Annotated in this window: 22 protein-coding genes; 12 read left to right on the top strand and 10 right to left on the bottom strand. The window is 62.6% G+C overall.

From position 1 onward, the window contains the following. Positions 1 to 35: 35 nt before the first annotated feature. The 8 genes from AC1DRO_RS15765 to AC1DRO_RS15730 all read left to right on the top strand — a co-directional run bounded on the left by AC1DRO_RS15765 (position 36) and on the right by AC1DRO_RS15730 (position 9,453). A complete protein-coding gene (locus AC1DRO_RS15765; protein ID WP_476951540.1) occupies positions 36 to 1,265 on the top strand; it encodes a glycosyltransferase in 1,230 nt (409 codons plus the stop codon). A gap of 35 nt (positions 1,266 to 1,300) precedes the next feature. Continuing rightward, entirely contained in the window at positions 1,301 to 2,329 is a 1,029-nt protein-coding gene (gene gmd, locus AC1DRO_RS15760; RefSeq protein ID WP_476951539.1) for a GDP-mannose 4,6-dehydratase, read from the top strand. Further along, entirely contained in the window at positions 2,329 to 3,303 is a 975-nt protein-coding gene (locus AC1DRO_RS15755) for a GDP-L-fucose synthase family protein (RefSeq protein ID WP_476951538.1), read from the top strand. The genes gmd and AC1DRO_RS15755 overlap by 1 nt, the downstream gene beginning before the upstream one ends. Before the next feature lie 110 nt (positions 3,304 to 3,413). Then, positions 3,414 to 4,802, top strand: a complete 1,389-nt coding sequence (locus AC1DRO_RS15750; protein ID WP_476951537.1) for a sugar transferase — start codon at positions 3,414 to 3,416, stop codon at positions 4,800 to 4,802. Between the two features lie 40 nt (positions 4,803 to 4,842). Next, on the top strand, positions 4,843 to 6,156 hold the full coding sequence (locus AC1DRO_RS15745) for a UDP-glucose dehydrogenase family protein (protein ID WP_476951536.1): 1,314 nt from the start codon (positions 4,843 to 4,845) through the stop codon (positions 6,154 to 6,156). 102 nt (positions 6,157 to 6,258) lie between these two features. After that, the gene (locus tag AC1DRO_RS15740) at positions 6,259 to 8,046 is read left to right on the top strand and encodes a DUF4012 domain-containing protein (RefSeq protein ID WP_476951535.1); all 1,788 of its coding nucleotides are present in this window, start codon (positions 6,259 to 6,261) and stop codon (positions 8,044 to 8,046) included. Positions 8,047 to 8,213: 167 nt separating this feature from the next. Further along, positions 8,214 to 8,975 (top strand): hypothetical protein, encoded by a 762-nt coding sequence (locus tag AC1DRO_RS15735; RefSeq protein ID WP_476951534.1) that lies wholly within the window; start codon positions 8,214 to 8,216, stop codon positions 8,973 to 8,975. A 7-nt stretch (positions 8,976 to 8,982) separates the two neighbouring features. Continuing rightward, positions 8,983 to 9,453 carry a VanZ family protein gene (locus AC1DRO_RS15730; protein WP_476951533.1) on the top strand — a complete coding sequence of 157 codons (471 nt, stop codon included), beginning with the start codon at positions 8,983 to 8,985 and terminating at the stop codon, positions 9,451 to 9,453. A gap of 8 nt (positions 9,454 to 9,461) precedes the next feature. Here AC1DRO_RS15730 and galU read toward each other — a convergent pair whose 3' ends face one another. From galU to paaA, 7 genes are read right to left on the bottom strand one after another with little or no spacing between them, the layout of a single operon-like run. Continuing rightward, on the bottom strand, positions 9,462 to 10,352 hold the full coding sequence (galU, locus tag AC1DRO_RS15725; protein ID WP_476951532.1) for a UTP--glucose-1-phosphate uridylyltransferase GalU: 891 nt from the start codon (positions 10,350 to 10,352) through the stop codon (positions 9,462 to 9,464). 55 nt (positions 10,353 to 10,407) lie between these two features. Beyond that, positions 10,408 to 11,190 (bottom strand): enoyl-CoA hydratase/isomerase family protein, encoded by a 783-nt coding sequence (locus AC1DRO_RS15720; RefSeq protein ID WP_476951531.1) that lies wholly within the window; start codon positions 11,188 to 11,190, stop codon positions 10,408 to 10,410. A gap of 40 nt (positions 11,191 to 11,230) precedes the next feature. Continuing rightward, complete coding sequence (gene paaE, locus AC1DRO_RS15715) at positions 11,231 to 12,457, bottom strand: 1,2-phenylacetyl-CoA epoxidase subunit PaaE (protein ID WP_476951530.1); 1,227 nt, start codon at positions 12,455 to 12,457, stop codon at positions 11,231 to 11,233. Positions 12,458 to 12,472: 15 nt separating this feature from the next. After that, positions 12,473 to 13,045, bottom strand: coding sequence for a 1,2-phenylacetyl-CoA epoxidase subunit PaaD (gene paaD / locus AC1DRO_RS15710; RefSeq protein ID WP_476951597.1), 573 nt, complete (start codon positions 13,043 to 13,045; stop codon positions 12,473 to 12,475). An 11-nt stretch (positions 13,046 to 13,056) separates the two neighbouring features. Next, entirely contained in the window at positions 13,057 to 13,998 is a 942-nt protein-coding gene (gene paaC, locus AC1DRO_RS15705; protein WP_476951529.1) for a 1,2-phenylacetyl-CoA epoxidase subunit PaaC, read from the bottom strand. After that, positions 13,995 to 14,297, bottom strand: a complete 303-nt coding sequence (gene paaB / locus AC1DRO_RS15700) for a 1,2-phenylacetyl-CoA epoxidase subunit PaaB (RefSeq protein WP_229995222.1) — start codon at positions 14,295 to 14,297, stop codon at positions 13,995 to 13,997. The genes paaC and paaB overlap by 4 nt, the downstream gene beginning before the upstream one ends. Beyond that, positions 14,294 to 15,325, bottom strand: a complete 1,032-nt coding sequence (gene paaA / locus AC1DRO_RS15695; protein ID WP_476951528.1) for a 1,2-phenylacetyl-CoA epoxidase subunit PaaA — start codon at positions 15,323 to 15,325, stop codon at positions 14,294 to 14,296. The genes paaB and paaA overlap by 4 nt, the downstream gene beginning before the upstream one ends. Positions 15,326 to 15,508: 183 nt before the next feature. Here paaA and AC1DRO_RS15690 point away from each other — a divergent pair, with 183 nt between their 5' ends. The 3 genes from AC1DRO_RS15690 to arfB all read left to right on the top strand — a co-directional run bounded on the left by AC1DRO_RS15690 (position 15,509) and on the right by arfB (position 17,706). Next, the gene (locus AC1DRO_RS15690) at positions 15,509 to 15,871 is read left to right on the top strand and encodes a PadR family transcriptional regulator (RefSeq protein WP_476951527.1); all 363 of its coding nucleotides are present in this window, start codon (positions 15,509 to 15,511) and stop codon (positions 15,869 to 15,871) included. Next, the gene (locus AC1DRO_RS15685) at positions 15,868 to 17,220 is read left to right on the top strand and encodes a permease prefix domain 1-containing protein (protein ID WP_476951526.1); all 1,353 of its coding nucleotides are present in this window, start codon (positions 15,868 to 15,870) and stop codon (positions 17,218 to 17,220) included. Before AC1DRO_RS15690 ends, AC1DRO_RS15685 begins: the two co-directional genes overlap by 4 nt. Positions 17,221 to 17,283: 63 nt before the next feature. Continuing rightward, entirely contained in the window at positions 17,284 to 17,706 is a 423-nt protein-coding gene (gene arfB, locus AC1DRO_RS15680) for an alternative ribosome rescue aminoacyl-tRNA hydrolase ArfB (RefSeq protein ID WP_476951525.1), read from the top strand. 85 nt (positions 17,707 to 17,791) lie between these two features. Here the strand turns inward: arfB and AC1DRO_RS15675 are convergent, their stop codons facing one another. Continuing rightward, positions 17,792 to 18,121, bottom strand: coding sequence for a hypothetical protein (locus AC1DRO_RS15675; protein ID WP_243181894.1), 330 nt, complete (start codon positions 18,119 to 18,121; stop codon positions 17,792 to 17,794). A gap of 305 nt (positions 18,122 to 18,426) precedes the next feature. Here AC1DRO_RS15675 and lepB point away from each other — a divergent pair, with 305 nt between their 5' ends. Next, the gene (gene lepB, locus AC1DRO_RS15670) at positions 18,427 to 19,140 is read left to right on the top strand and encodes a signal peptidase I (protein WP_476951524.1); all 714 of its coding nucleotides are present in this window, start codon (positions 18,427 to 18,429) and stop codon (positions 19,138 to 19,140) included. Positions 19,141 to 19,214: 74 nt separating this feature from the next. Here lepB and AC1DRO_RS15665 read toward each other — a convergent pair whose 3' ends face one another. Continuing rightward, entirely contained in the window at positions 19,215 to 20,675 is a 1,461-nt protein-coding gene (locus AC1DRO_RS15665) for a tyrosine-protein kinase domain-containing protein (RefSeq protein ID WP_476951523.1), read from the bottom strand. Positions 20,676 to 20,782: 107 nt separating this feature from the next. After that, positions 20,783 to 21,760, bottom strand: a complete 978-nt coding sequence (locus tag AC1DRO_RS15660) for a hypothetical protein (RefSeq protein ID WP_476951522.1) — start codon at positions 21,758 to 21,760, stop codon at positions 20,783 to 20,785. Between the last annotated feature and the right edge of the window lie 54 nt (positions 21,761 to 21,814).

Genomic DNA, 21,814 nt, shown 5'->3' with positions numbered 1-21,814 from the left:
AAATCCAACCACTAACAATCTGGAATGAAGTTTCATTGAAGATTACAATTCTTGGCATCAACTACGCTCCTGAACCCACCGGCAATGCTCCATACACAACGAGCCTGGCCGAAGGTCTTCAAGCAGCCGGCCACACCGTTCATGTCGTCACGGGCTATCCTCACTATCCCGAGTGGCAGATGAAGGATGGCTACGGCGGCTGGGTCAGCGACGAGGTCGTCAACGGGGTGGCCACCAAGCGTCTCAGGCACTTCATCCCCCGGATGCCCAACACAATTCATCGCATGCACATGGAAGTGAGCTTTGGTCTGCGTCTGCTGTTCGCCCGATGGGGTCACCCGGATGTTGTCTTGGTCATTAGTCCTGCGTTGTTCTCATCCGCACTCGCGATACTTCGCGTCCGGCTTTCCCCTAGGCGCCCCGCAGTTGGAATTTGGGTGCAGGACATATACAGCCGCGGCGTTGTAGAGACTGGCACGGGTGGCAAAGGATTGGGGCGGGTGATGGGCAAGGTTGAGTCGCTTATTCTGCGCTCCGCCGATGGTGTTGTCGTAATTCATGACCGATTCCGACAATACATCGTCAACTCTCTTAAAGTTCCCAAAGAAGCAACTCGCGTAATACGCAACTGGACGCATCTTCCTACTGCTCCGATTTGTGACCGTGCTCAAACACGCGTGCAGCTGGGATGGGCGTCAGGTGATGTAATTGTCCTTCACGCTGGAAATATGGGTAAGAAGCAGGGTCTAGAAAACGTAGTCGCCGCGGCTCGTTTGGCAGAGGAGCGCAATAGTCCCGTGAAATTTGTTCTAATGGGCGACGGAAACCAGCGCAAGGCTCTCGAAGCAGATGCAACAGGCTTGAGCAGTATCCAGTTCATCGATCCATTGCCCGGAGATGATTTCCAGGGAGCCCTAGCCGCGGCCGACGTTCTCCTCGTAAACGAACTCCCTGGCGTGAAGGATATGGCGGTGCCGAGCAAACTTACCTCGTATTTCAGCACGGGCCGGCCCGTCATCGCGGCAACCGATAATGGGAGCGTCACTTCATCGGAGATGCTCGCGTCCGGCGGTGGCGTTCGCGTCGATGCGGCCGACCCCATCGGATTATTGGAGATCGCCGAGGAGCTTGGGCGAGACTCAGCCATGGCGTCCAGTCTTGGGGCTCAGGGTCTTCGATTCAGGTTTGACACTTTGTCCGAAGCCGCCGCTATTGGCCACTATGATGATTTCATCACCAGTCTGGCATCGTCACGCGGCCGATAGGACGCGTGACTTTCTGTACGCACCATGGGGGCACTATGACAAAACGCGCACTTATCACCGGGATAACCGGACAGGACGGCTCCTACCTCGCCGAGCTCCTGCTATCAAAGGGATACGAGGTTCACGGCCTTATCCGCCGGGCCTCCACGTTCAACACGGCCCGAGTGGATCACCTTTATGTGGACCCGCACGATCCTAGCGCCAAGCTGTTTCTCCACTACGGCGACCTCAGTGACGGCGCCCGCCTCGTCACCTTATTGGCGGAGATCAAGCCGGACGAGGTCTACAACCTGGCAGCCCAGTCCCACGTGCGCGTCTCGTTTGACGAACCGGAACACACGGCCGACACCACAGGAGTAGGGACCATCCGCCTCCTCGAAGCTGTCCGCATGTCGGGCATCGAGACCAAGTTCTACCAGGCCTCCTCCTCCGAAATGTTTGGCGCTACGCCTCCCCCGCAAAACGAGGACACTCCGTTTTATCCCCGATCCCCCTACGGCGCTGCGAAGGTGTACAGCTACTGGATCACCAAGAACTACCGCGAAGCTTACGGAATGTACGCAGTGAACGGCATCCTGTTCAACCACGAATCGCCTCGCCGCGGCGAAACGTTTGTTACACGCAAGATCACTCGCGCGGTGGCCGCTATCAAAGCCGGCAAGCAGGACTTGCTCTACATGGGAAACTTGGACGCCGTCCGCGACTGGGGGTATGCCGCCGAATACGTCGAAGGGATGTGGCGAATGCTGCAGGCCGACGAGCCGGACGATTTTGTTCTAGCCACAGGCGGCAATTACACCGTTCGCGACTTCCTCCAAATCTCCTTCGAACACGCTGGGCTCAATTGGGAAAACCACGTGCGCTTCGATGAACGCTATCTTCGCCCGACAGAAGTTGATGCCTTGGTGGGAGATGCATCAAAGGCTGAGGAGAAGCTCGGCTGGAAGGCTTCGGTTCACACCCCGGAGTTGGCCCGTATCATGGTCGAGGCTGACATCGAGGCACTGAAGCACGCAGGCAATCATTGGATCGACAGCGTCGATCTTGACAGCTGGAAGAACTGATGTCCGCGAACATCGATTTCGTTCCAGGGCAGCTGGACCGGGCTTCAGCTTTCTACATCGCCGGACACCGCGGCCTTGTCGGCTCAGCAATCTGGCGGAAACTTGAATCGGACGGTTTCACGAATCTCATCGGCCGCAATTCGACGGAACTCGATTTAAAGGACAGGGACGCAGTATTCCAGTTCTTTGCCGAGACTAAGCCTCGCTATGTGGTTCTCGCGGCAGCCAAGGTTGGAGGAATTCTGGCCAACAACACGTACCCGGTCGACTTCCTCAGCGACAACCTCCGTATCCAGGTAAATGTCCTGGATGCCGCCGTGAAATACGGGGTGGAACGCCTCCTGTTCCTGGGGTCCTCATGTATCTACCCAAAATTCGCGGACCAGCCCATTCGGGAAGACTCACTCCTTACTGGTCACCTGGAACCGACGAACGACGCGTACGCAGTTGCTAAAATCGCCGGAATCATGCAGATTCAGGCGGTCCGGCGGCAGTATGGCTTGCCGTGGATCTCGGCAATGCCTACGAACCTTTACGGGCCCGGGGACAACTTCTCTCCCGAAGGTTCCCATGTCCTTCCTGCCCTTATCCGCCGCTACGACGAAGCGGCCCGGTCTGGAGCCCAAAGCGTCAGTAACTGGGGAACCGGAACGCCTCGACGCGAGTTCCTGCATGTGAACGATATGGCTGCTGCTTGCCTTCACCTCCTAGAGAATTACGACGGCGCTTCCCAGGTGAATGTAGGGACGGGGACAGATGTCACCATCAAAGAATTGGCGTCCCTCGTTGCTGATGCGGTCGGCTACAAGGGCGTCATTCAGTGGGACAGCTCCAAGCCTGACGGAACCCCACGCAAGTTGCTGGATGTTTCCAAACTGACAGGGGCCGGCTGGTCAGCTTCAATCGGGCTCCAAGAGGGTGTTCGAGAGACTGTAGATTGGTATCGCGCGAACATTGCGTCGATCCGCAGCTAGTTAACGCTGTCAGCGCATAGCTGAATGCGTAATCCAGAACTTCAAAAAATTGGGGGAATCTGATGCCTGCGGGCAGAGATTGGCGTGCTCGATCTTCCCGGCGTTTACGGGTGGTCGATGCCTTCGTCGTTGTTTGGGCTGTGGCCGGAGCCTTTATTATCCGATTTGGAATTGAACCAGACTTCGTTGTTGCCGGGCAGGAATTCAACTATGCGTGGCTCTCAGTTGCACTGGCTGTCGTGTGGTGGTTCATGCTGGGCGCTTGGAACAGCAGGAAGCCGAGGGTTCTGGGGGCCGGGCCCGACGAATACAAGCGCGTCGCAGCGGCTTCACTTTGGCTATTTGGCCTCATCGCCATCGTCTCCTACGTCCTCCGCGTCGATACTGCACGAGGGTATGTTGGAGTTGCGCTTCCGGTTGGGCTAATTGGGTTACTCCTTGGCCGCTGGCTTATCAGACAGCATCTCAATATCAACCGTCTCCGCGGCCAGAGCATGTCGCTATTACTCATCTTGGGTGGTCCCAGCGCTGTCGCGCATCTAGCGGCGTCCCTTGAAGGCGCGAAGTCTTCTGGCTATCTGCCCATTGCGGCTTACACGCCAGGAGCCCACGCGGAATCCGGCATTGAACCGGAGTCCGGGCTGCCAATATTGGGACACAAGCCTGACGCGCGCTCGATCATCGAGGCAATCGATGTCTGCGGCGCAGACGCTGTCGCCGTATCTGCTGGAGTCCAGCTCCATCCACAAATACTCCGGCACCTCGGCTGGGAGCTTGCGTCCAGAAATATCGGGCTGATCATGGCCCCCGCGCTGACCGACGTTGCGGGACCGCGAATTCACACCCAACAAGTGGCAGGGTTACCCCTGATTCACGTGACAACACCTACTCTGGATGGCGGACAAGGTGTGGCTAAGCGACTGTTTGACATCTTTGTTTCATCAGTGCTGATCATCGTCTCCTCACCCGTCATGGTTGTCGTGGGGATACTCGTGAAAATTGAAAGCCAGGGTCCCGCACTCTTCAAGCAAGTGCGGGTTGGGATCGCGGGCGAACACTTCGACATGTTGAAGTTCCGCTCGATGGTTGTTGATGCAGAGCAGCGTCTGACCGAACTTGCACACCACAGTGACGGGAATGGGCTCCTCTTCAAGATGAAGAATGACCCACGGGTAACCCGAGTTGGGAAGTTCATCAGAAAATTCAGCCTGGACGAGCTACCCCAGCTGTTCAACATTTTCATGGGTTCCATGAGTTTGGTCGGACCGCGTCCCCCATTGCCCTCTGAGGTAGCAGCATATGAGCACGATGTTCGTCGCCGGCTCTTGGTTAAACCAGGCCTCACCGGCCTATGGCAGGTCAGCGGGCGTTCAAACCTCTCGTGGCAGGACTCAGTCAGGCTTGACCTCTACTACGTGGAAAACTGGTCACTCGCCGGGGATCTCATGATCCTGCTGAAGACTTTTCGCGCCGTCTTTCGTGGCGCAGGCGCTTACTAACACCTGCTGACGAACGCCCTTTCATAGTCAAGGAACAACAATGCAAATATCTGTAATCGGCTGTGGCTACCTGGGTGCCGTGCATGCAGCCTGTATGGCCAAGCTAGGACACAACGTTGTCGGCATCGACGTAGATGAACACAAAATCGCTGCCCTGGCCTCTGCGCAGGCGCCCTTTTACGAGCCCGGGCTGGACGAACTCCTTAATGACGTGCAGTCGATCGGCAGACTCACGTTCACAACGGACATCACCGCAGCAGCCGGAAGCGACGTCCACTTCATTTGCGTCGGTACGCCGCAAAAGAAGGGTGAGAATGGCGCAGACATGCGGTATGTTGACGCGGCCACCGCTGCGCTTCTCCCCTATCTGCAACCCGGCAATGTGGTCGTCGGTAAGTCCACTGTGCCTGTCGGCACCGCCGCACGGCTGGCAGAGATGGTCCGGGAGGTCCAGCCGACTGCGCAGCTGATGTGGAATCCGGAATTCCTGCGCGAAGGACACGCCGTCTCAGACACCCTCCAACCGGACCGCTTTGTATACGGCGTCGAGGGCGGCTCCGAGGACCATCCCGCCGTCGCAATACTGGACGAGATCTACTCCGTTCCTCTGAACGCGGGCACTCCTCGATTGGTGTCCGACCTGGCAACAGCAGAACTAGTCAAAGCAGCGGCCAATTCTTTCCTCGCGACCAAAATTTCCTTTATCAACGCCATGGCGGAAGTTTGTGAATCAGCCGGGGCCGACGTGAGTCAGTTGGCCGATGCAATCGGCCTCGACGACAGAATCGGCCGGAAATTCCTCAATGCCGGGATCGGCTTCGGCGGAGGATGTCTGCCGAAGGACATCAGGGCCTTCATGGCCCGCGCGGGAGAGTTAGGTGCTGACCAGGCGCTGACGTTCCTACGCGAGGTTGACGCGATCAACATGCGTCGCAGGACCCGAGTGGTGGAGCTAACCCGCGAACTGTGCGGCGGCACGCTGCTAGGAAAACGAATCACCGTTCTCGGCGCCGCTTTCAAGCCGGAGAGCGACGATGTGCGGGACTCTCCGGCTCTAAGTATTGCCGCCCAGCTTCAGCTCCAGGGCGCAGTGGTGACGGTTACGGATCCGAAGGCTCTAGCCAACGCCGCCGGACGTTTTCCTGAGCTGCATTACGAAGCAGACACCGAGAAGGCTGTCCAGCGGGCCGATGCCTTGCTATTGCTCACTGAGTGGCGGCAATACAGGGACCTCGACCCGTACGCCTTGGCCGCGTCGGTAAGCACTCCCCGCATGCTGGACGGTCGCAACGTTTTGGACGCCGCCAAATGGCGCGCGGCCGGTTGGATCTACCGCGGACTTGGGCGTCCGTAGACGATGAGTGGGACGCCCGAATCCTCGGATGCCGGCCTGGCCGGCCTCGCATCGCAGGGCATCGACCGCGCGACACCTCGACCGCTCCGCCGCCGTCGGTTGGTGATCGCTTCATTATGGTTGGCCGTCATTGCGGTCACAGCCATTGCCGCAGCGGCCTGGCTGAGCTCCAGGGCCACCATTATCAATAACGAACTTGAGGCATCCGTCCAGCTCTTCCCCGTTCTAAAAGACAACGTTGCTGCCGACAAGCCACAAGAGGCCAAAACGACTTCGGACAAGCTTCTATCTCACACTGCCGCCGCCCGCGATGCTGCAGAAGATCCGCTCTGGACCTTGGCAAGGTCGATTCCTTGGGTCGGTGCAAATTTCAGCGCCGTCGCAGAAGTGGCTCGATCAGCTGACGACGTTGCCACTTTGGGGGTTGCCCCTCTTGTGAAGGTGTTCGATTCCCTCGACTGGAACAGCCTGATGCCCAGCCCGGCGGGAACGAACCTGGAACCCCTGCGGGCGGCCTCCCCTAGCGTTTCGTCCGCCGCCCACGCTGTGCGGGCCTCGGCCGAGCGGCTGGACGGAATCGACGCCAGCGGTCTGTGGCCCCAAGTGGCAGAGCCTTTGGCGCGGGCCCGAGAGCAACTCCAAACAGTGACGGGTGCGCTGGATGCATCCGCGAATGCGGCCCAAATCGTCCCGGGAATGTTGGGGGCCGATGGGGAGCGGAACTACTTACTCATGATCCAGAACAACTCCGAAGCTCGTGCCTCAGGCGGTATTCCCGGGGCGTTGGCAGTACTCAATCTGAAAAATGGCACGCTGTCGCTTGGTGCACAGAGCAGCGGCAGCGCCGTTGGCGAAATGTCACCTGTTATCCCCTCGGACACGGAACAGCAACAGATCTACTCGACCCGACTCGGCCAATACATGCAGGACGTCAACCTCACTCCTGACTTCCCCACAGCTGCAGCCACTGCGCAGGCTATGTGGGAAAGGAAAACCGGGCAGCATGTGGACGGGATTCTCTCCTTGGACCCCGTGGCACTGGGCTATATCCTCGACGCGACCGGACCAGTCAAGATCAACAGCCCGGAGCTGTTGGCCCTCGCAAAGGACAAATTGCCTGCGGAGCTGAACGGTAAGAACGTGGTCCCAACCCTGCTGTCAGATGTCTATGCCAAAATTGCGTCGCCAACAGATCAGGACGCCTATTTTGCAGGTGTCGCCAAAGAAATCTTCGGAGCCCTCTCAAGCGGAAAGGGTGACGCCAAGGGCTTGATCAAAGGCATCACTCGTGGAACGGCGGAAGGCCGGGTCATCGTGTGGTCCGGCAAAGCTGCGGAACAGACGATCATCGCAAACTATCCGCTCAGCGGATCAATCTCCGGCAAGAGCGTTGCCGCCACTCAGTTCGGCGTCTATTTCAACGATGGAACCGGCGCCAAAATGGACTACTACGTCAAGCGGACGGTTCAACTCGTGAAGGAATGCAGGGGAGACGACTACGGGCAGATCAAGGTCCGCATCACCAGCACCAACGCGGCCCCTGCGGACGCAGCAGCGTCGCTGCCTGCCTATGTCACTGGCGGCGGCACCTATGGCGTGCCAGCCGGAACGGTCCAGACAAATGTGATTGCCTACGGCCCGGTCCAAGCCAACGTGGAAACAGCCTCGGTTGACGGCAAGAAGACGGGCTTCGCCGCCCACCGCCACGCGGATAGGCCCGTGGGAACTGTCACCGTCGCTCTGGCGCCAGGCCAAAGCAGCACGGTTGAGCTGACCTTCGGAAAAATCGTCCAGCACACGGAACCGACCCTGGTTGTCACGCCGACCGTCCAGCCCGTCACGGATGTCATTCTGGCCACCGAGAATTCAGCGTGCGGGGCGGCCAAGTAAAGGCCAAGTTAACGATATGTAAAGCGACTTGATTCACTTTGGTCACACGCGTTTAAGGTGCTATCGTCTGCAGAGGCTTATCAAATGAGATTTCAATCCGCGGCCACTCGGGGGACTGGAAATCTCCACATCGCGTGACACACGAATTTACGGTCTCAGGGGGACACATGAAAAAAACACTTGCAACAATCACACTCGCGGGCTCCATCGCCCTCATCGGAGCGTTTCCCGCAGTAGCAGCGGATCACTACCCGGCACCGCCCGCAAATTCCGCCGTTTCTGACGGCGTTGTTGGCCCGGGCGCGCAGTTCGTCTTCCGCGGCAAGGGCTTTAAGGCCGGCGAGGGCCTCGTCATTAAGGTCACGCCCGGGACCAAGCCCGCATCGACGGGCGCCAGCGTCAACGGCCGCGGCATGAGCGTTCCCGGCAAGATCACGCTGCCGCTGGCACCGCAGCAGTACTCCTCCCGCGCCGATGCCAGTGGCGCCTTCGCCCTCCCGCTCAGCATCGGCGAGGTGGGCGTCTACACGCTCACCGCTACCGGTTTGGAGTCTGGCGTTACCGCCAGCTCGAGCGTCACGGTAGCAGGCGCCGCGGTAGCGGCTGTCTCTACTTCCACCTCCACATCTGCCTCGACGAGCGGACTGGCCAACACCGGCGCTGACTCCAACGGGTTCATCGGGATACCGATGAACCCCACCACCATTCGTGTTAACACGTCATGGGGCCCGTCATGGCCAGTTGTGGTATTTACTAGAGCTATGGGGAGACCGGAATTTGCGGGGAGACATTGGCGCATAAAAAGAAGATGGCAGCCGGACTTTGCCATTCCATTTCCCACCAGACAGGCGCTCCCTTACATCCTCTTGGCGCTCCTGGCCACCGTCGCCTTGGGAATGGCGGCGTTGGCCGTCCTGAAGACCTCCTAGGGCCGCTGTGAGGGCGCTGGGACGGCCCCGGCTCTGGCAAGGGGTCCTTGGCGGCGCCTTTATCCTGCTGGCGATTATCGGCTTCTGGCCCAGTCCCGTGGACCGGCCCGTCCAAGGCGAACTTAGCGCCTTTCTATTTTTGCTCCATGCGCTTGGCTTTCCCGGCTGGTTTAATTACGCGTTCGTGGAGGCCTCCGCCAACGTGGTGCTTTTTATCCCGGTGGGAATCGCGGCCACCTTGGCCTTTCCCGGCCGGAAATGGTGGCAGAACGCGGCCTTGGGGCTCTTGGTTTCCACGTGCATGGAACTCGGACAGTTGTTGTTCCTCAGCAGCCGCTTCGCAAGCCCGTTGGATATTATTACCAACACTGCAGGCTGCGCGGCAGGCACCTTGATGGCAGCTGCCACGCTCAAAGCCGTAAAAGACCAACAGGCCCGGCGCCTTTCTGCGCCGGGCCTGGCAGAGTCTCGCGTTTAGCGTGCCGCCTAATTAACGAATTCCTTCAACCAGGTCTTCAGCTCTTCACCGAATTCAACGCGCTCTGAGGCGATGGAAATGACCGCCTTCAGGTAGCTCAGCTTGTCTCCGGTGTCGTACCGGCGGCCCTTGAAGACCACACCGTAAACGCCGCCGCCCTCGCAGTCGGACACGGCCAGGGTCTGGAGGGCATCCGTCAGCTGGATCTCCCCTCCGCGGCCCGGCTCCGTTTCCTCCAGGACATCGAAGACCTCCGGATGGAGCACGTACCTCCCGATCACGGCAAGGTTGGACGGAGCGTCTTCCACTGCAGGCTTTTCCACGAGGCGGTTCACCCGGACGTAGTCCTCGCCTTCGACGGCGCAGATGTCCGCGCAGCCGTAGGAGCTGATCTGGGACGGATCCACTTCGATCAGGGCGATCACCGAGCCGCCGGTCCTGGCCTGGACGTCGATCATGGTGCTGAGCAGTTCGTCGCGCTCGTCGATCAGGTCATCGCCCAGCAGTACGGCAAACGGCTCGTCTCCCACGTGCTGGCGGGCACACAGGACAGCGTGGCCCAAGCCCTTGGGGTCGCCCTGGCGGACGTAGTGCAGGGGACCCAGGTTGGAGGCGTGCTGGATCGCCTCCAAGCGGTCCAGATCGCCCTTGAGCTCCAGGGTCCGTTCCAGGACCGGGGCGCGGTCAAAGTGGTCCTCCAGCGCCCGCTTCTGGCGGCCGGTGATCATCAGCAGGTCGGTCAGTCCCGCCCTGACGGCCTCCTCCACCACATACTGGATGGCCGGCTGGTCTACCACCGGCAGCATCTCCTTCGGCATTGCCTTGGTGGCAGGCAGGAAGCGTGTGCCCAATCCGGCGGCTGGAATGACGGCTTTTCTGATTGATTTCCCCAAAGTCATAGCTGCACCTTACAAATCAAAGGAGCAAAGTGGTAGTCGGGACCCGCAAGGGAGCCTAAAGTCCCTTGAAAACCGGGCTGCGTTTCTCCTGGAAGGCGCGGAAACCCTCGGCGTAGTCCTCGCTCTTGCACAGCCGTGCCTGCTCTGCGTTTTCCTCTTCCATGGCCTCCCACAGCCCCAGCCGCTGGTCCCGGATGTGGGCGACGAGCTCCTTGCTGGCCCGGAACGCGCCCGTGGCCCCGGTGGCAACGCCCGCCACGATGGAGCGGGTATTCTCCAGCAGTTCCGCTGCGGGCATGGCCCGGCTGAACAGGCCCTGCGCCACGGCGTCGGCGCCGCTCATGAGTTCGGCGGTGTAGATCAGGTCCAGGGTCCGGTGCATGCCAAGGCGTTCGGTGAAATACCAGTGCCCGCCCGAATCGAGGGTGGCGCCGAGCTTGGCGAACGGTGAGCCGACCTTGGCATTCTCTGCCACGTAGACCACATCCGTGGCCAGCAGCAGCCCCAGCCCCACGCCAAGGCAGGCGCCCTGGGCGGCGGCGAACGTGGGCGCGGGGAAGGCGCTCATTTTCTTCAGCAGCGGCTGGACGAGCCCGCCGAGGTAGGCCTGCGCGTCATCGCTCTCCGGTGTAACGCCGGCGATGTCACGGCCGGCGCAAAAGGCCCGGCCCTCGCCGCGGAGCAGCAGCGCCCTGACGTCGCCGCGCGCGGCGGCGTCAGCGGCGCGATCGTACGCCTCGGACAAATCCGCGAGTGCCTGCTCGTCGAGGGAGTTGAGCTTATGCGGGGCGTCGAGTACGACCTCGGCGACGCCGTCGGCGATGGAGAGGGAAATCATGGGGCTCCTTGGATTCGAAAAGGCCTGGACGTCGAAAACCTTAGACGTCGAAGTCGACCGTGACTTCCGGTGTGGTGGGGTGGGACTGGCAGGTCAGGACGTAGCCCTTGTCGAGTTCATCCTGCTCCAGGGCGTAGTTCTCGTCCATGGTGACGTTGCCGCTGACCACCTTGGCCCGGCAGGTGCCGCAGACGCCGCCGGCGCAGGCGAACGGCACATCGGGACGGACCCGGAGGGCGGCGTTGAGGATGGACTCGCGGGCATGGGTGGGGCTGGCCACTTCGCCCTGCAGCCCGTCCAGCTTGAACGTGATCTTGTAGGTTTCCTTGGATTCGTCCGTGACCACGGGCCGGCCAATGTTGCCCTCGGGGCGCTCCGGCTTGCCCGAAGTGAACAGTTCGAAGCGGACATGCTCCGGGGCGACGCCGCGAGCGGCGAGGGTGTCCCGGCAAAGCTGGACGAGTTCGAACGGGCCGCAGAGGAACCATTCGTCGACGTCCTCGGCGTGGATCGCGGTGCCCAGCAGCGCCTGCAGCTTCTCGGCGTCGATCCTGCCGCTGAGCAGCGGCGCGATCCGCTGTTCACGCGAGAGCACGTGGTGCAGCGCCAGCCGGGCCGGGTATCTGTCCTTCAGGTCCGCGAGTTCTTCAAGGAACATCACGTCCATCGCAGCCTTGTTGGCGTAGACGAGGTCGAAGCGGGTCTCCGGGTGGGCCGCCAGCAGGGTGCGGGCAATGGCGATCACGGGAGTGATGCCGGAGCCCGCGGCAATCGCCACGAAGGAGCCGGGCTCGCCCGCCAACTCTTCCGGATGGTTCATGGAGTTCATGACGTTCTGTTCCACGGACTTGCCGTCCCGGCCGTGCTTGGAGACAAAGGCTCCCATGGGGCTCATGACGTCCAGGACGTCGCCGGCCTTGAGCTCGGCATTGGCCCACGTGGAGAACAGGCCTCCGAGGTCTTTCTTGATGGCCACGCGGATTTCGCTGCTGCCGTCCGCGAAACTGCGCGGTTCGGCGCAGATCGAGTAGCTGCGGCGGATCTCGCGCGGCTGGCCGTCGGCGTCGGGCAGGGCGGTGCGCAGGGCGACGTACTGGCCCGGCAGGTAGTCGAACTGTCCGGCGAGCTCGGCCGGGACCCCGAACGTCACCTCGATGGCGTCGTCGGTGAGCCGGCGGACCTCGTCCACCGTCAGGGTGTGGAAGGACGCACGACGGCGGCCGGTAGCTGCGGCCGACTCCGCGGCGGTCTGGCGGACAACCTTCATGGAGGCACCTGTTCCTTACAAAACTTTGAAGTAGTCGAACGGTTCCTTGCAGTCCTGGCAGACGTAGAGGGCCTTGCAGGAGGTGGAACCGAAGCGGGTGAGTTCTTTGGTGTTCAGCGATGAGCACTGGGGACATTTGACGGCGAGCGAGAGCCGGACCGGGCCGGCGTGCCGGGTGGCCGCCGAGTGGCCGGACGGCGGGGCTATCCCGTACTGCTCCAGCTTGGCCTTGCCTTCCTCGGTCATCCAGTCGGTGGTCCAGGCCGGCGAGAGGACAAGTTCGACCCGGACGCTCGGGTACCCCGCGCGGTGGAAAGCCGCGGTGAGGTCATCCCGGATTGCGTCCATGGCGGGGCAGCCGGAGTACGTCGGGGTGATGGTGACCTGGACGGCGGGAACCATCCCGCCGTCGTCAGCGCTTGGTTCCGTCGAGACCTGGACATCGCGCAGGATGCCGAGGTCCGCGATGGTGAGGACCGGGATTTCGGGGTCGCACACGGTGGCAGCGACCGCCCAGGCCTTCTCCCGGGCAGTATTGCCCTTGGCGGCGTTGCGGCGCTCAGCGGTTTCCGGATCGGAGACAAACATTTCCATGGTTTCTACCAGCTGGCTCCGGGGTACTCGCGGGCGAGCACCTGCATCTCGGCGAGGAGGTAGCCGAGGTGTTCGGAGTGCAGGCCACGGCGGCCGCCGCCGGGTGATGGCTGGACCTTCGGGACCTCAAGCTCGGCTTCGGCCAGGATCTCGCCGGTAAGCCGGTCGAAGTCGTCGCGCAGGCTCGATGGCTGGGGCGCGGCGCCGGCTTCGCTGAGGCGTCCGGTGAGTTCGTCGTCGCGGAAGAGCTCATCGACGTAGGGCCAGATGACCTTGAAGCCGTGGATCATCTTCTCGCGGGACTCGTCCGTGCCCTGGGCCAGGCGGAGGACCCACTGGGCGCTGTGGTCGCGGTGGTAGTCCACTTCCTTGACGGCCTTGGCGGCGATGCTGGCGATCGTTTCGTCGGTGGACTGCGTCAGCCGGCTGTACAGCTCGAACTGGTAGTAGCTGACGACGAACTGGCGGGCGATAGTGACGGCAAAGTCGCCATTCGGGAGTTCGAAGATCTCGACGGAACGGAACTCGGGCTCGCGGCGGAAGTAGGCAAGGTCGTCCTCGCTCCGCCCGTCGAGTCCGCCGGCGTAGCTGAGGAAGGAGCGGGCGTGGCCCAGCTGGTCCAAGGCGATATTGCCGAGGGCAATGTCCTCCTCAAGCTCCGGGGCGCGGGAGATCCAGTGGCCCAGGCGCTGGGCGAGGACCAGCGCGTCGTCACCCAGGCGCAGGGCGAACTCGGCAGCGTCCTCGCTCGGCTTCGCGGTGCCGCGGCTCACGGCCAGGGCGATGTCCTCCGGGCGGAGGGCGTTGCCGGGGGTGATGCGGGTGGCGCTGGCCGTAGCCTCACCGCTCCCGCTGGAGCCCTTGACGCCGACGGAGATGTCGCCGTGGCCGACGGTTTCTGTTTCTGCGGGAGCCGCAGCGGCCGCAGTTTCGGGTGAGGTGCTCACAGGTGCTTCACACCCTCGCTCTTGGTGTAGTACGTGGCGTGCCGGTAGTCCTTACCCTGGGGCGACTCGAAGAACGAGCCCTTGGCGTCCGGATCGCTCGAAGCGATGGCCTCGGCCGGGACCACCCAGATGGACACCCCTTCATTGCGGCGGGTGTAGAGGTCCCGGGCGTTGCGCAGGGCCATGGCCGCGTCGGGTGCGTGCAGGGATCCTGCGTGGACGTGGGACAGGCCGCGGCTGGAGCGGACAAACACTTCCCAGATAGGCCAGACGTTTCCTGCTTGGGGTTCGGTGGTCATGCTGCGGATTCCTTCTCTGCTTGCTTACGGCTCTGTTTTTCCGCGTAGGCGGCGGCGGCTTCGCGGACCCAGGCGCCGTTCTGGTGTGCCTCGCGGCGCCGTTCCAGGCGCTGGGCGTTGCAGGGGCCGCGGCCGGCCAGGACTTCATGGAATTCAGCCCAGTCCAGCGGCCCGTGCTCCCACTTCTTGGTTTCCTCGTTGAACCGGATGTGCTTGTCCGGAAGCGTCAGGCCGAGGACCTTGACCTGCTCCATCATCATGCCGACAAACCGGTTGCGGAGCTCGTCATTGCTGAACCGCTTGATGTTCCAGGCCATGGACTGCTTGGAGTTGGGCGAATCGTCATCCGGCGGGCCGAACATCATCAGGGCGGGGGCGTACCAGCGGTTCACCGCGTCCTGGGCCATCTGCTTCTGCTCGGGGGTGCCGTGGGAGAGTTCCAGCAGGATCTCGAAGCCCTGGCGCTGGTGGAAGGATTCTTCCTTGCAGACGCGGACCATGGCCCGGCCGTAGGGGCCGAAGGAGGCGCGGCAGAGCGGCACCTGGTTGGCGATCGCGGCGCCGTCGACCATCCAGCCGATGGCACCCATGTCGGCCCAGGTGCGGGCGGGGTAGTTGAAGATGGAGGAGTACTTAGCCTTGCCGTCCATCAGGTCCTGCATCATCTGATCGCGCGGCTGGCCGAGGGTTTCGGCGGCGGAATACAGATAGAGACCGTGGCCGGCCTCGTCCTGGACCTTGGCCATGAGGATGGCCTTGCGCTTCAGGCTCGGGGCGCGGGAGATCCAGTTGGCCTCGGGCTGCATGCCAATGATCTCCGAGTGCGCGTGCTGCGAGATCTGGCGCAGGAGCGTTTTGCGGTAGGCCGGCGGCATCCAGTCACGCGGCTCGATCCGGGAATCTTCCGCCATGACCTTGTCGAAATAGGCCTGGCCCTCGGCGTCGCGCCGGGCCGCGTCCTCGGGGCTCAGTTCATGCCGTGCCGGCGATGGCTCGGCGGGCACTGACTGCAGGGTCTGCGATGCCATGGTTGCTCCTAATGAATTTCCGATAAATAATTACCGACCGTTCGTTCAGGATATGCGGAAGGCGCGAGATGCGTCAAGGACAGGGTTTGCGGTTAAACCGCCGCGCCTGGACCTCTATACCTAGAGCTGCTAGGTTTGATAGCTTTCAGTTCTACGTATCAGTCCTAGGTATTAGGAGGCGCAGTGCGCATTGATAAAGACCTGGTCGCCGCTTCAGCCACTCCTCTTGTGCTGGGCATCCTGGCCGAGGGCGACCTGTACGGCTACGCCATCCTCAAGCGGGTAAGTGAGCTCTCGGACGGCGGCATGCAGTGGACCGAAGGGATGCTCTACCCGCTGCTGCACCGACTTGAGCGGCTGGGTTACGTGTCCTCGCTGTGGGTTACCTCCGATGCCGGGCGCCGGCGCAAGCACTACACCATCACGCCGGCGGGCCGGGACGCCCTGGCCGACCGCCAGGAGCAGTGGACCGTCGTCGCAGACGCGTTGCGTCAGGTGTGGCAGACCGCTCAAGGGCCGGCGGCCGCGGCTGAGGGGTGGGCATGATGACGCCACACGCTGAGCTCGAGGCGCAGATCGACCGCTGGCGCGGATACGTTCAGCGGAACCGGGCGATCTCCCCCGCCGACGTGGATGAGCTGGAGGACCACCTGCGCGAGCAAATCGCCGACCGGCAGGCCACCGGCCTCGATGACGAGGAGGCCTTCTTGGTCGCCATCAAGCGCCTGGGCAACCTCGACGCCGTTTCACGCGAATTTGCCCGCGAGCACTCCGACCGGCTGTGGAAGCAGCTCGTCCTGGTGCCGGTGGGCTCCGACGATGCCAACGCGTCACCATGGCGCGAGCTGATGGTCGTCCTGGCACTTGCCGTGGGGGCGGGCGTGGCGGTCAAGGCCGGCGCTGCCTGGATCGAGGACGGCGCCGCCCTGATGCGCAATCTAGGCCTGCTCGTCTTCCCCTTCGTGGCCGGATACTTCGCGTGGAAGCGGCGCTTCACCGGGAAGGTGGCGGTGGCGCTGATCGTCCCGTTTGCCGCCCTGGCGGCAGTGCTCAACCTCTATCCCTTCGCTCCAGGCGGCGCCACCGGGATGCTCGCCGCCCTGCACGCCCCGGTCATCCTGTGGCTGCTGACCGGGGTGGCCTACGTCGGCGGTCGATGGCGGTCCGACAAGGGACGCATGGACTTCGTCCGGTTTACCGGCGAGCTCGCGGTCTACTACACGCTGCTGGCGCTGGGCGGCGCAGTCCTGATCGCCCTCACACTCGCGAGCCTCCGGGCTATTGATGTCGATTTCCAGCCGGTCCTGGAAGACTGGGTCCTGCCGTTCGCCGTGCCCGGCGCCCTCGTGGTCGCAGCGTGGCTCGTCGAGGCCAAGCAGCAGGTTGTGGAAAATATCGCCCCCGTCCTCACCCGCGTTTTCACACCGCTGACCGTTGCCATGCTGCTGGCCCTTCTGGCCGTCCTTGCTACCGCGGGCGGCTTCGTCGAAATCGACCGAAACCTGCTCATCCTCATGGACGCCATCCTGGTGCTCGTCCTCTGCCTGCTGCTCTATTCGATTTCCGCCCGCGACCCGCTCGCCCCTCCCGGACTGTTCGATGCACTGCAGTTGGCCCTCGTCATCGCGGCCCTTGCGGTCGATGCCGTGATGCTGACTGCGATGCTGGCCCGAATCGCCGAGTTCGGCTACAGCCCCAACAAGATCGCCGCGCTCGGGCTGAACCTGCTGCTGCTGGTGCACTTGTTGCGCGCGGCCTGGCTCGCCGTCGGATTCCTGCGCGGCCGGCTCCCGTTTGCCGCCGTCGAGCGCTGGCAAACCCGCTACCTGCCAATCTACGGCGCCTGGGCAACAGTCGTGGTGGTGGCCTTCCCGCCCGTCTTCGGCTTCATCTAGGCAGCAGGGCCTCCGCACAACAGAGAATGTCAGCCCTCGCCCATATCGTGCAAGGCTAGTGGCATGGATCTGGAGGTGTCACCCGCGCTCACCATTCCCGCGTCGGAACTCGGCTGGCGGTTCTCGCGTTCGTCCGGGCCCGGCGGTCAACACGTCAACACCTCGGACAGCCGCGTCGAACTCTCGTGGAACGTCGCCGGCTCGGCGGCGCTTTCGGATGGCCAACGGCAGATGCTCCTCACGCGACTCGGACAACGCCTCATCGCCGGGGTGATCACCGTGACCGCCTCCGAGCGGCGCTCCCAGCTGCGCAACCGCGAGATTGCTTTGGCCAAGCTCTCAGCCCTCGTGGCAGAGGGGCTTGCTCCCGAGGCTGCCCGCCGCCGGCCGACCAAACCCACCCGGGGCTCGAACCGGCGGCGCCTCGCCGCAAAGGAACAGCGGGCGGCGACGAAACGGCAACGCCAGCGGCCGTCCGCCGAGTAGCTCCGTCCAGTCACTTATCAGTCGCGGGCAGCCGGAGCGCACAGATGGAAACCTGTTCGATCGGCTAACCCGACGCGGCTGGATTCTAGGCTGCTGCCAGCCTCCGGAGCCGCGGGGCCGGCGCATATTCCGTCGGCGCAACGATGCTGAGCTGGCATTCTGACTGGAGCGGATCAATGGCGGCCGGGAGGTGGTGGGAGGCTGAGCACTCCCGCAACTGCTCGAGGGCCGCCGGTTCCACCACGGCGTGGCTGACATCCAACACAAGGTGGAGTCCTTCTTTCAGGTGGTTTGCCCGCTTGACCACCACGTACAGGGCCTGGAGGCTCCTCGCCGTCACATGTCCCTGCGCTGCTACTTCTGCCTGACCGCAGTCGAGGTCGAGCCTGACAAGAACCCGGAGTTTGTGGTTCAAAACGATTCCCCTGTTCGTGCATTCACCGCTTGGCCGCGACGCTGCGACCGGTTTGGCCGCGACGCTGCGACCGCAACCCAGCCTAGGCAGGGAGTGTGACGTAGGCAACAGTGCGCTTCATATCCGGGAAATCTCGCGTTATGTGCCTTTTCGTTGGCCACAAAGCGTTGATCGGAGGCCCGGGCGTACTGTATTGGGGGCGGCCACGGTGCCCCCTGCCGCCGCGGCGAGGAACTACCTCACCGGATGCAGTACGACCCAGCGCCGGCGCCTTGAGTCCGGACCGCCGGTGATAGCTTGAACTCGTGAACATCGGCGCAGGCAAGAAGCTCCCCCTCTGGGCCTCCGTGGCCCTGAACATGCTGATTGCCCTGGTGGCCGTCGCCCTGGTCCAGGGGTTCCTGGTGAAGGCCTACCGGATACCGTCAGGATCGATGGAGCCGACGCTGCAGGGGTCTGCGGGCGACGGCGACAGAATCCTCGTGAACCGTCTTGCCTACGCTGGCTCAGAAGCACGCACCGGTGACATCGTGGTGTTCACCCGCCCGGACAGCTGGCAGACGGAATCGGCGGTGGCACGCAGCGGCGGGATCGCCGGGTTTGCCCGTTCGTTCGGCGATGTGACAGGGATCGGGCCCTCCAACGAGCAATTCCTGGTGAAGCGGGTGGTTGCGACCGGTGGCCAAACCATCAGCTGCTGCGGAGAGGATGGCAAGCTGCGCATCGATGGCCAGCCCCTCGACGAGCCCTACATTTTCGAGGATTTGCCGTTTGAGGCTGGCAGCAACGACTGCAAGACCAGCCCCGGTTCGCTCAGGTGTTTTCCTGCGTTTACAGTCCCCGAGGGAGAGCTCGTGGTGCTCGGGGACCACCGTTCGGTCTCCGTTGATTCGGCCATCGCCTGCCGGAGCCTGACTGTTGTGGCAGGCGACTGCATGAGGACAATTAAGTCCTCGGCCGTCGTCGGTCAGGTGGCGGCGAGATTTTGGCCCCTTGACCGCGCTGGCGGAGTGGGCTGACTTTTCGGGGTAACGAAAATCCCCTCGGAGCGGTCGCTCCAAGGGGATATCTTCAGTGCTAACGCGCCTCAGTGCTACCGAGCGGCCACCGGCTCGACGGATTGATACGAGGTGTAGTACCTGTACGAGCCCGCGCCTGTGGTGGGCACGCGGTTGAGAATCGTGCCCAAGACGTTGCCGTTCACCCGGCCCAGGTTGCCGAGGGATTTGCCAAGCTCTTCATCGGTGGTCTTTCCGGACCTGACAACAACGATTGCTCCGTCGGCAATGCGCGTAAGGACGGCGGCGTCTGTCACGGGGAGCAACGGCGGGGCGTCAACCAGCACAATAGCGTCCTGTGCGAGGGTCTTGAGCAACGTCTTCATGGCCTGGGAGCCCAACAGCTCACTGGGGTTCGGCGGGATCCGGCCGGACCCGAGCACACGCAGGTTAGGCATCGCGCTCCATTCCTGCAGCACGTCTTCCAGCTCGGCATGGCCGCTCAAGACGTCGGTCACGCCGACTCCGGGGATCAGGTCGAAAACATCCACCAGGGTGGGGCGGCGCAGGTCGCCGTCGACGACTACAACGTTCTCACCGGCGGCGGCCATGGTGACCGCAAGATTGGCTGTCACCGTCGATTTGCCCTCGGCCGGCACGGAACTGGTCACCACGATGATGCGCGGGGGATTGTCGACGTCGACGTATTGAAGATTGGTCCGGAGCTCCCGCAGGGCCTCGGTGATGGCATGCGCACCTTCGCCCGACGCGACCGGGCTGAATCCGTCATCCAGTACCTTGCTTTTCCCGTCCAGACGGTGGTCGACCGGAATCGTGCCAAGGACTGGGACCCCGAACCGGCGTTCGATAGCAGTGGCACTGCGGAGCCTGCGGTCCAGCCGGTGGCGAATGACGGCGTAGAGAAGTCCAAGAGCCAGGCCCACAAGAGCTCCGATTCCCAGAGCCAACTTCACGTTGGGGGATGTCGGGGAGGTGGGCAGGGCGGCTTCGCCCAGTGGAACCACTCGTATAACCGGAACCGGGACAACGTTCGAGCCTTCCACTGCTTGGATGCTTTCCAACTCCTTGACTTGCTCGGCAAGGCCCTTAACCCAGGCATCAGCGACCCGTTGGGCCATGGCAGGATCAGTGGACGTGGCAGTGACGGCGAGCTGGGCGCTTTCCTTCGGCACGGACACGGAGACGGACCCCAGCAGGGCGTCCGGCGAGGTGGTGAGGCCCAGAGACTTGACGACACGCTCGGCCACAAGCCTGGACTTGGCCACAGACTCGTACTTGGCGGCTTTCGTCTGGGCCAAGTTTTCGCTCATCAGCGAAAGGCTGAGGTTATCCGAGCCGCCTGCCACGACGATCCCGGTGGACTGCGCCGCGTAAAGCTTCGGCTGCAGGAGGGTCCAGCAGAAAGCAAGCACGGTCAGAGCCAGGGTGAACGCCAGGATGCCCTTCCACCGCGCGCGGGCGATGCGCATGTAGTCTTCCAGCGCAAGCCCCGCCGGTGTCTGCCCGTTGTTCTCGGCCGTATCAAAACCAGTCACGCCTAGATCCTCTCCCCCGTGCCTGGCCCCAACGACCCACACGAAAATTTACTGTACGGTACGGCGACCGCGTTGGTGTGCTTATTAACCGCGCAGCAGTAGTCCCTTTAACCGCGCAGGAGCAGTCCCTGGCCGACGAGGCCCTCCACGGCCGCATCGAGCAACACTTCATAGCCCTCGGGCAGCCCGTGTATGGCCTCAATTCGGGCCGCCAAAGTCCGCAGCGAGACGGGACGCTGGGCTGTCTGCCAGATGATCGGTCCGATGCCACTGAGCCTGATGACTTCAGTTTCCGTCAGAACCAGAAGGTCTCCGCCGATTTCTACTGCGTCAACGGCGTCGGTCCGTTGCAGCCAGCCTCCGGGGATCGGTTCTTCCTTCTTTTCACGTGACTTTTCACGTGCCTGGCGATCTGCCTGCTCCGCTTCCGGCTCCAGCAGGGCCGGAGTCCATGCGGTGATGACTTCCGGCCGGTCATCGGGCTCCGCCAAAAACAGCGGCGCCAGGCTGTCCGTTAGGTCCGCCGCTTCGGAATAGCTGACGCGGAGCACTCCGCCCACGCTGTCAATCAGCCGGCAGAGCGACTGAAGCGGCTGGAACACGGCAGCCTGGGAGGACGTGTCCGGGATCAGCGCAAGCACTGCATCCACCAGAGGGACCGGCTCGATGACGGGGAGCTGATAGTCGCCGCCGGTAACCCTGTCGAGCAGTGCAATGGCCGTGATGCGGGGATTGTCCGGCGCAATATTCAGGCCCAACTGGTCTGGGCCAACCTGCAGCTTGGCGGAACCGGGCTCGGCCTGTTTCACGGACAGCGGCTTCGGGTAGGGCAGAACCGTCCCATCAGCCCGGATTGCGACGGTCTCGTCGGTGATATAACCGAACGTTCGGGCAAGCTGCGAGGAGGCCGTTGTCTTGCCCGTGCCGGATTTCGCCACCAATGCGATGACAGCGCCTTCGGAATCCGCAACCCCGCACGCGTGGAGCATGGTCAACTCGCCGGCGCGTTCCAGGATGGCGGCGACGGTGACTTCCGACGTCACGGCCTCGGCCAAGCCCTCAAAAGTGTCCGATCCAAGGCTCATCACGCCGCCGTTGGGTACCTTCGAATCAAAATAAAGGGATGCCGTGAAGGGGAT

Source organism: Arthrobacter sp. P4_F11, from assembly GCF_056401395.1.
This window is presented reverse-complemented; position numbering and strand designations above follow the sequence as displayed.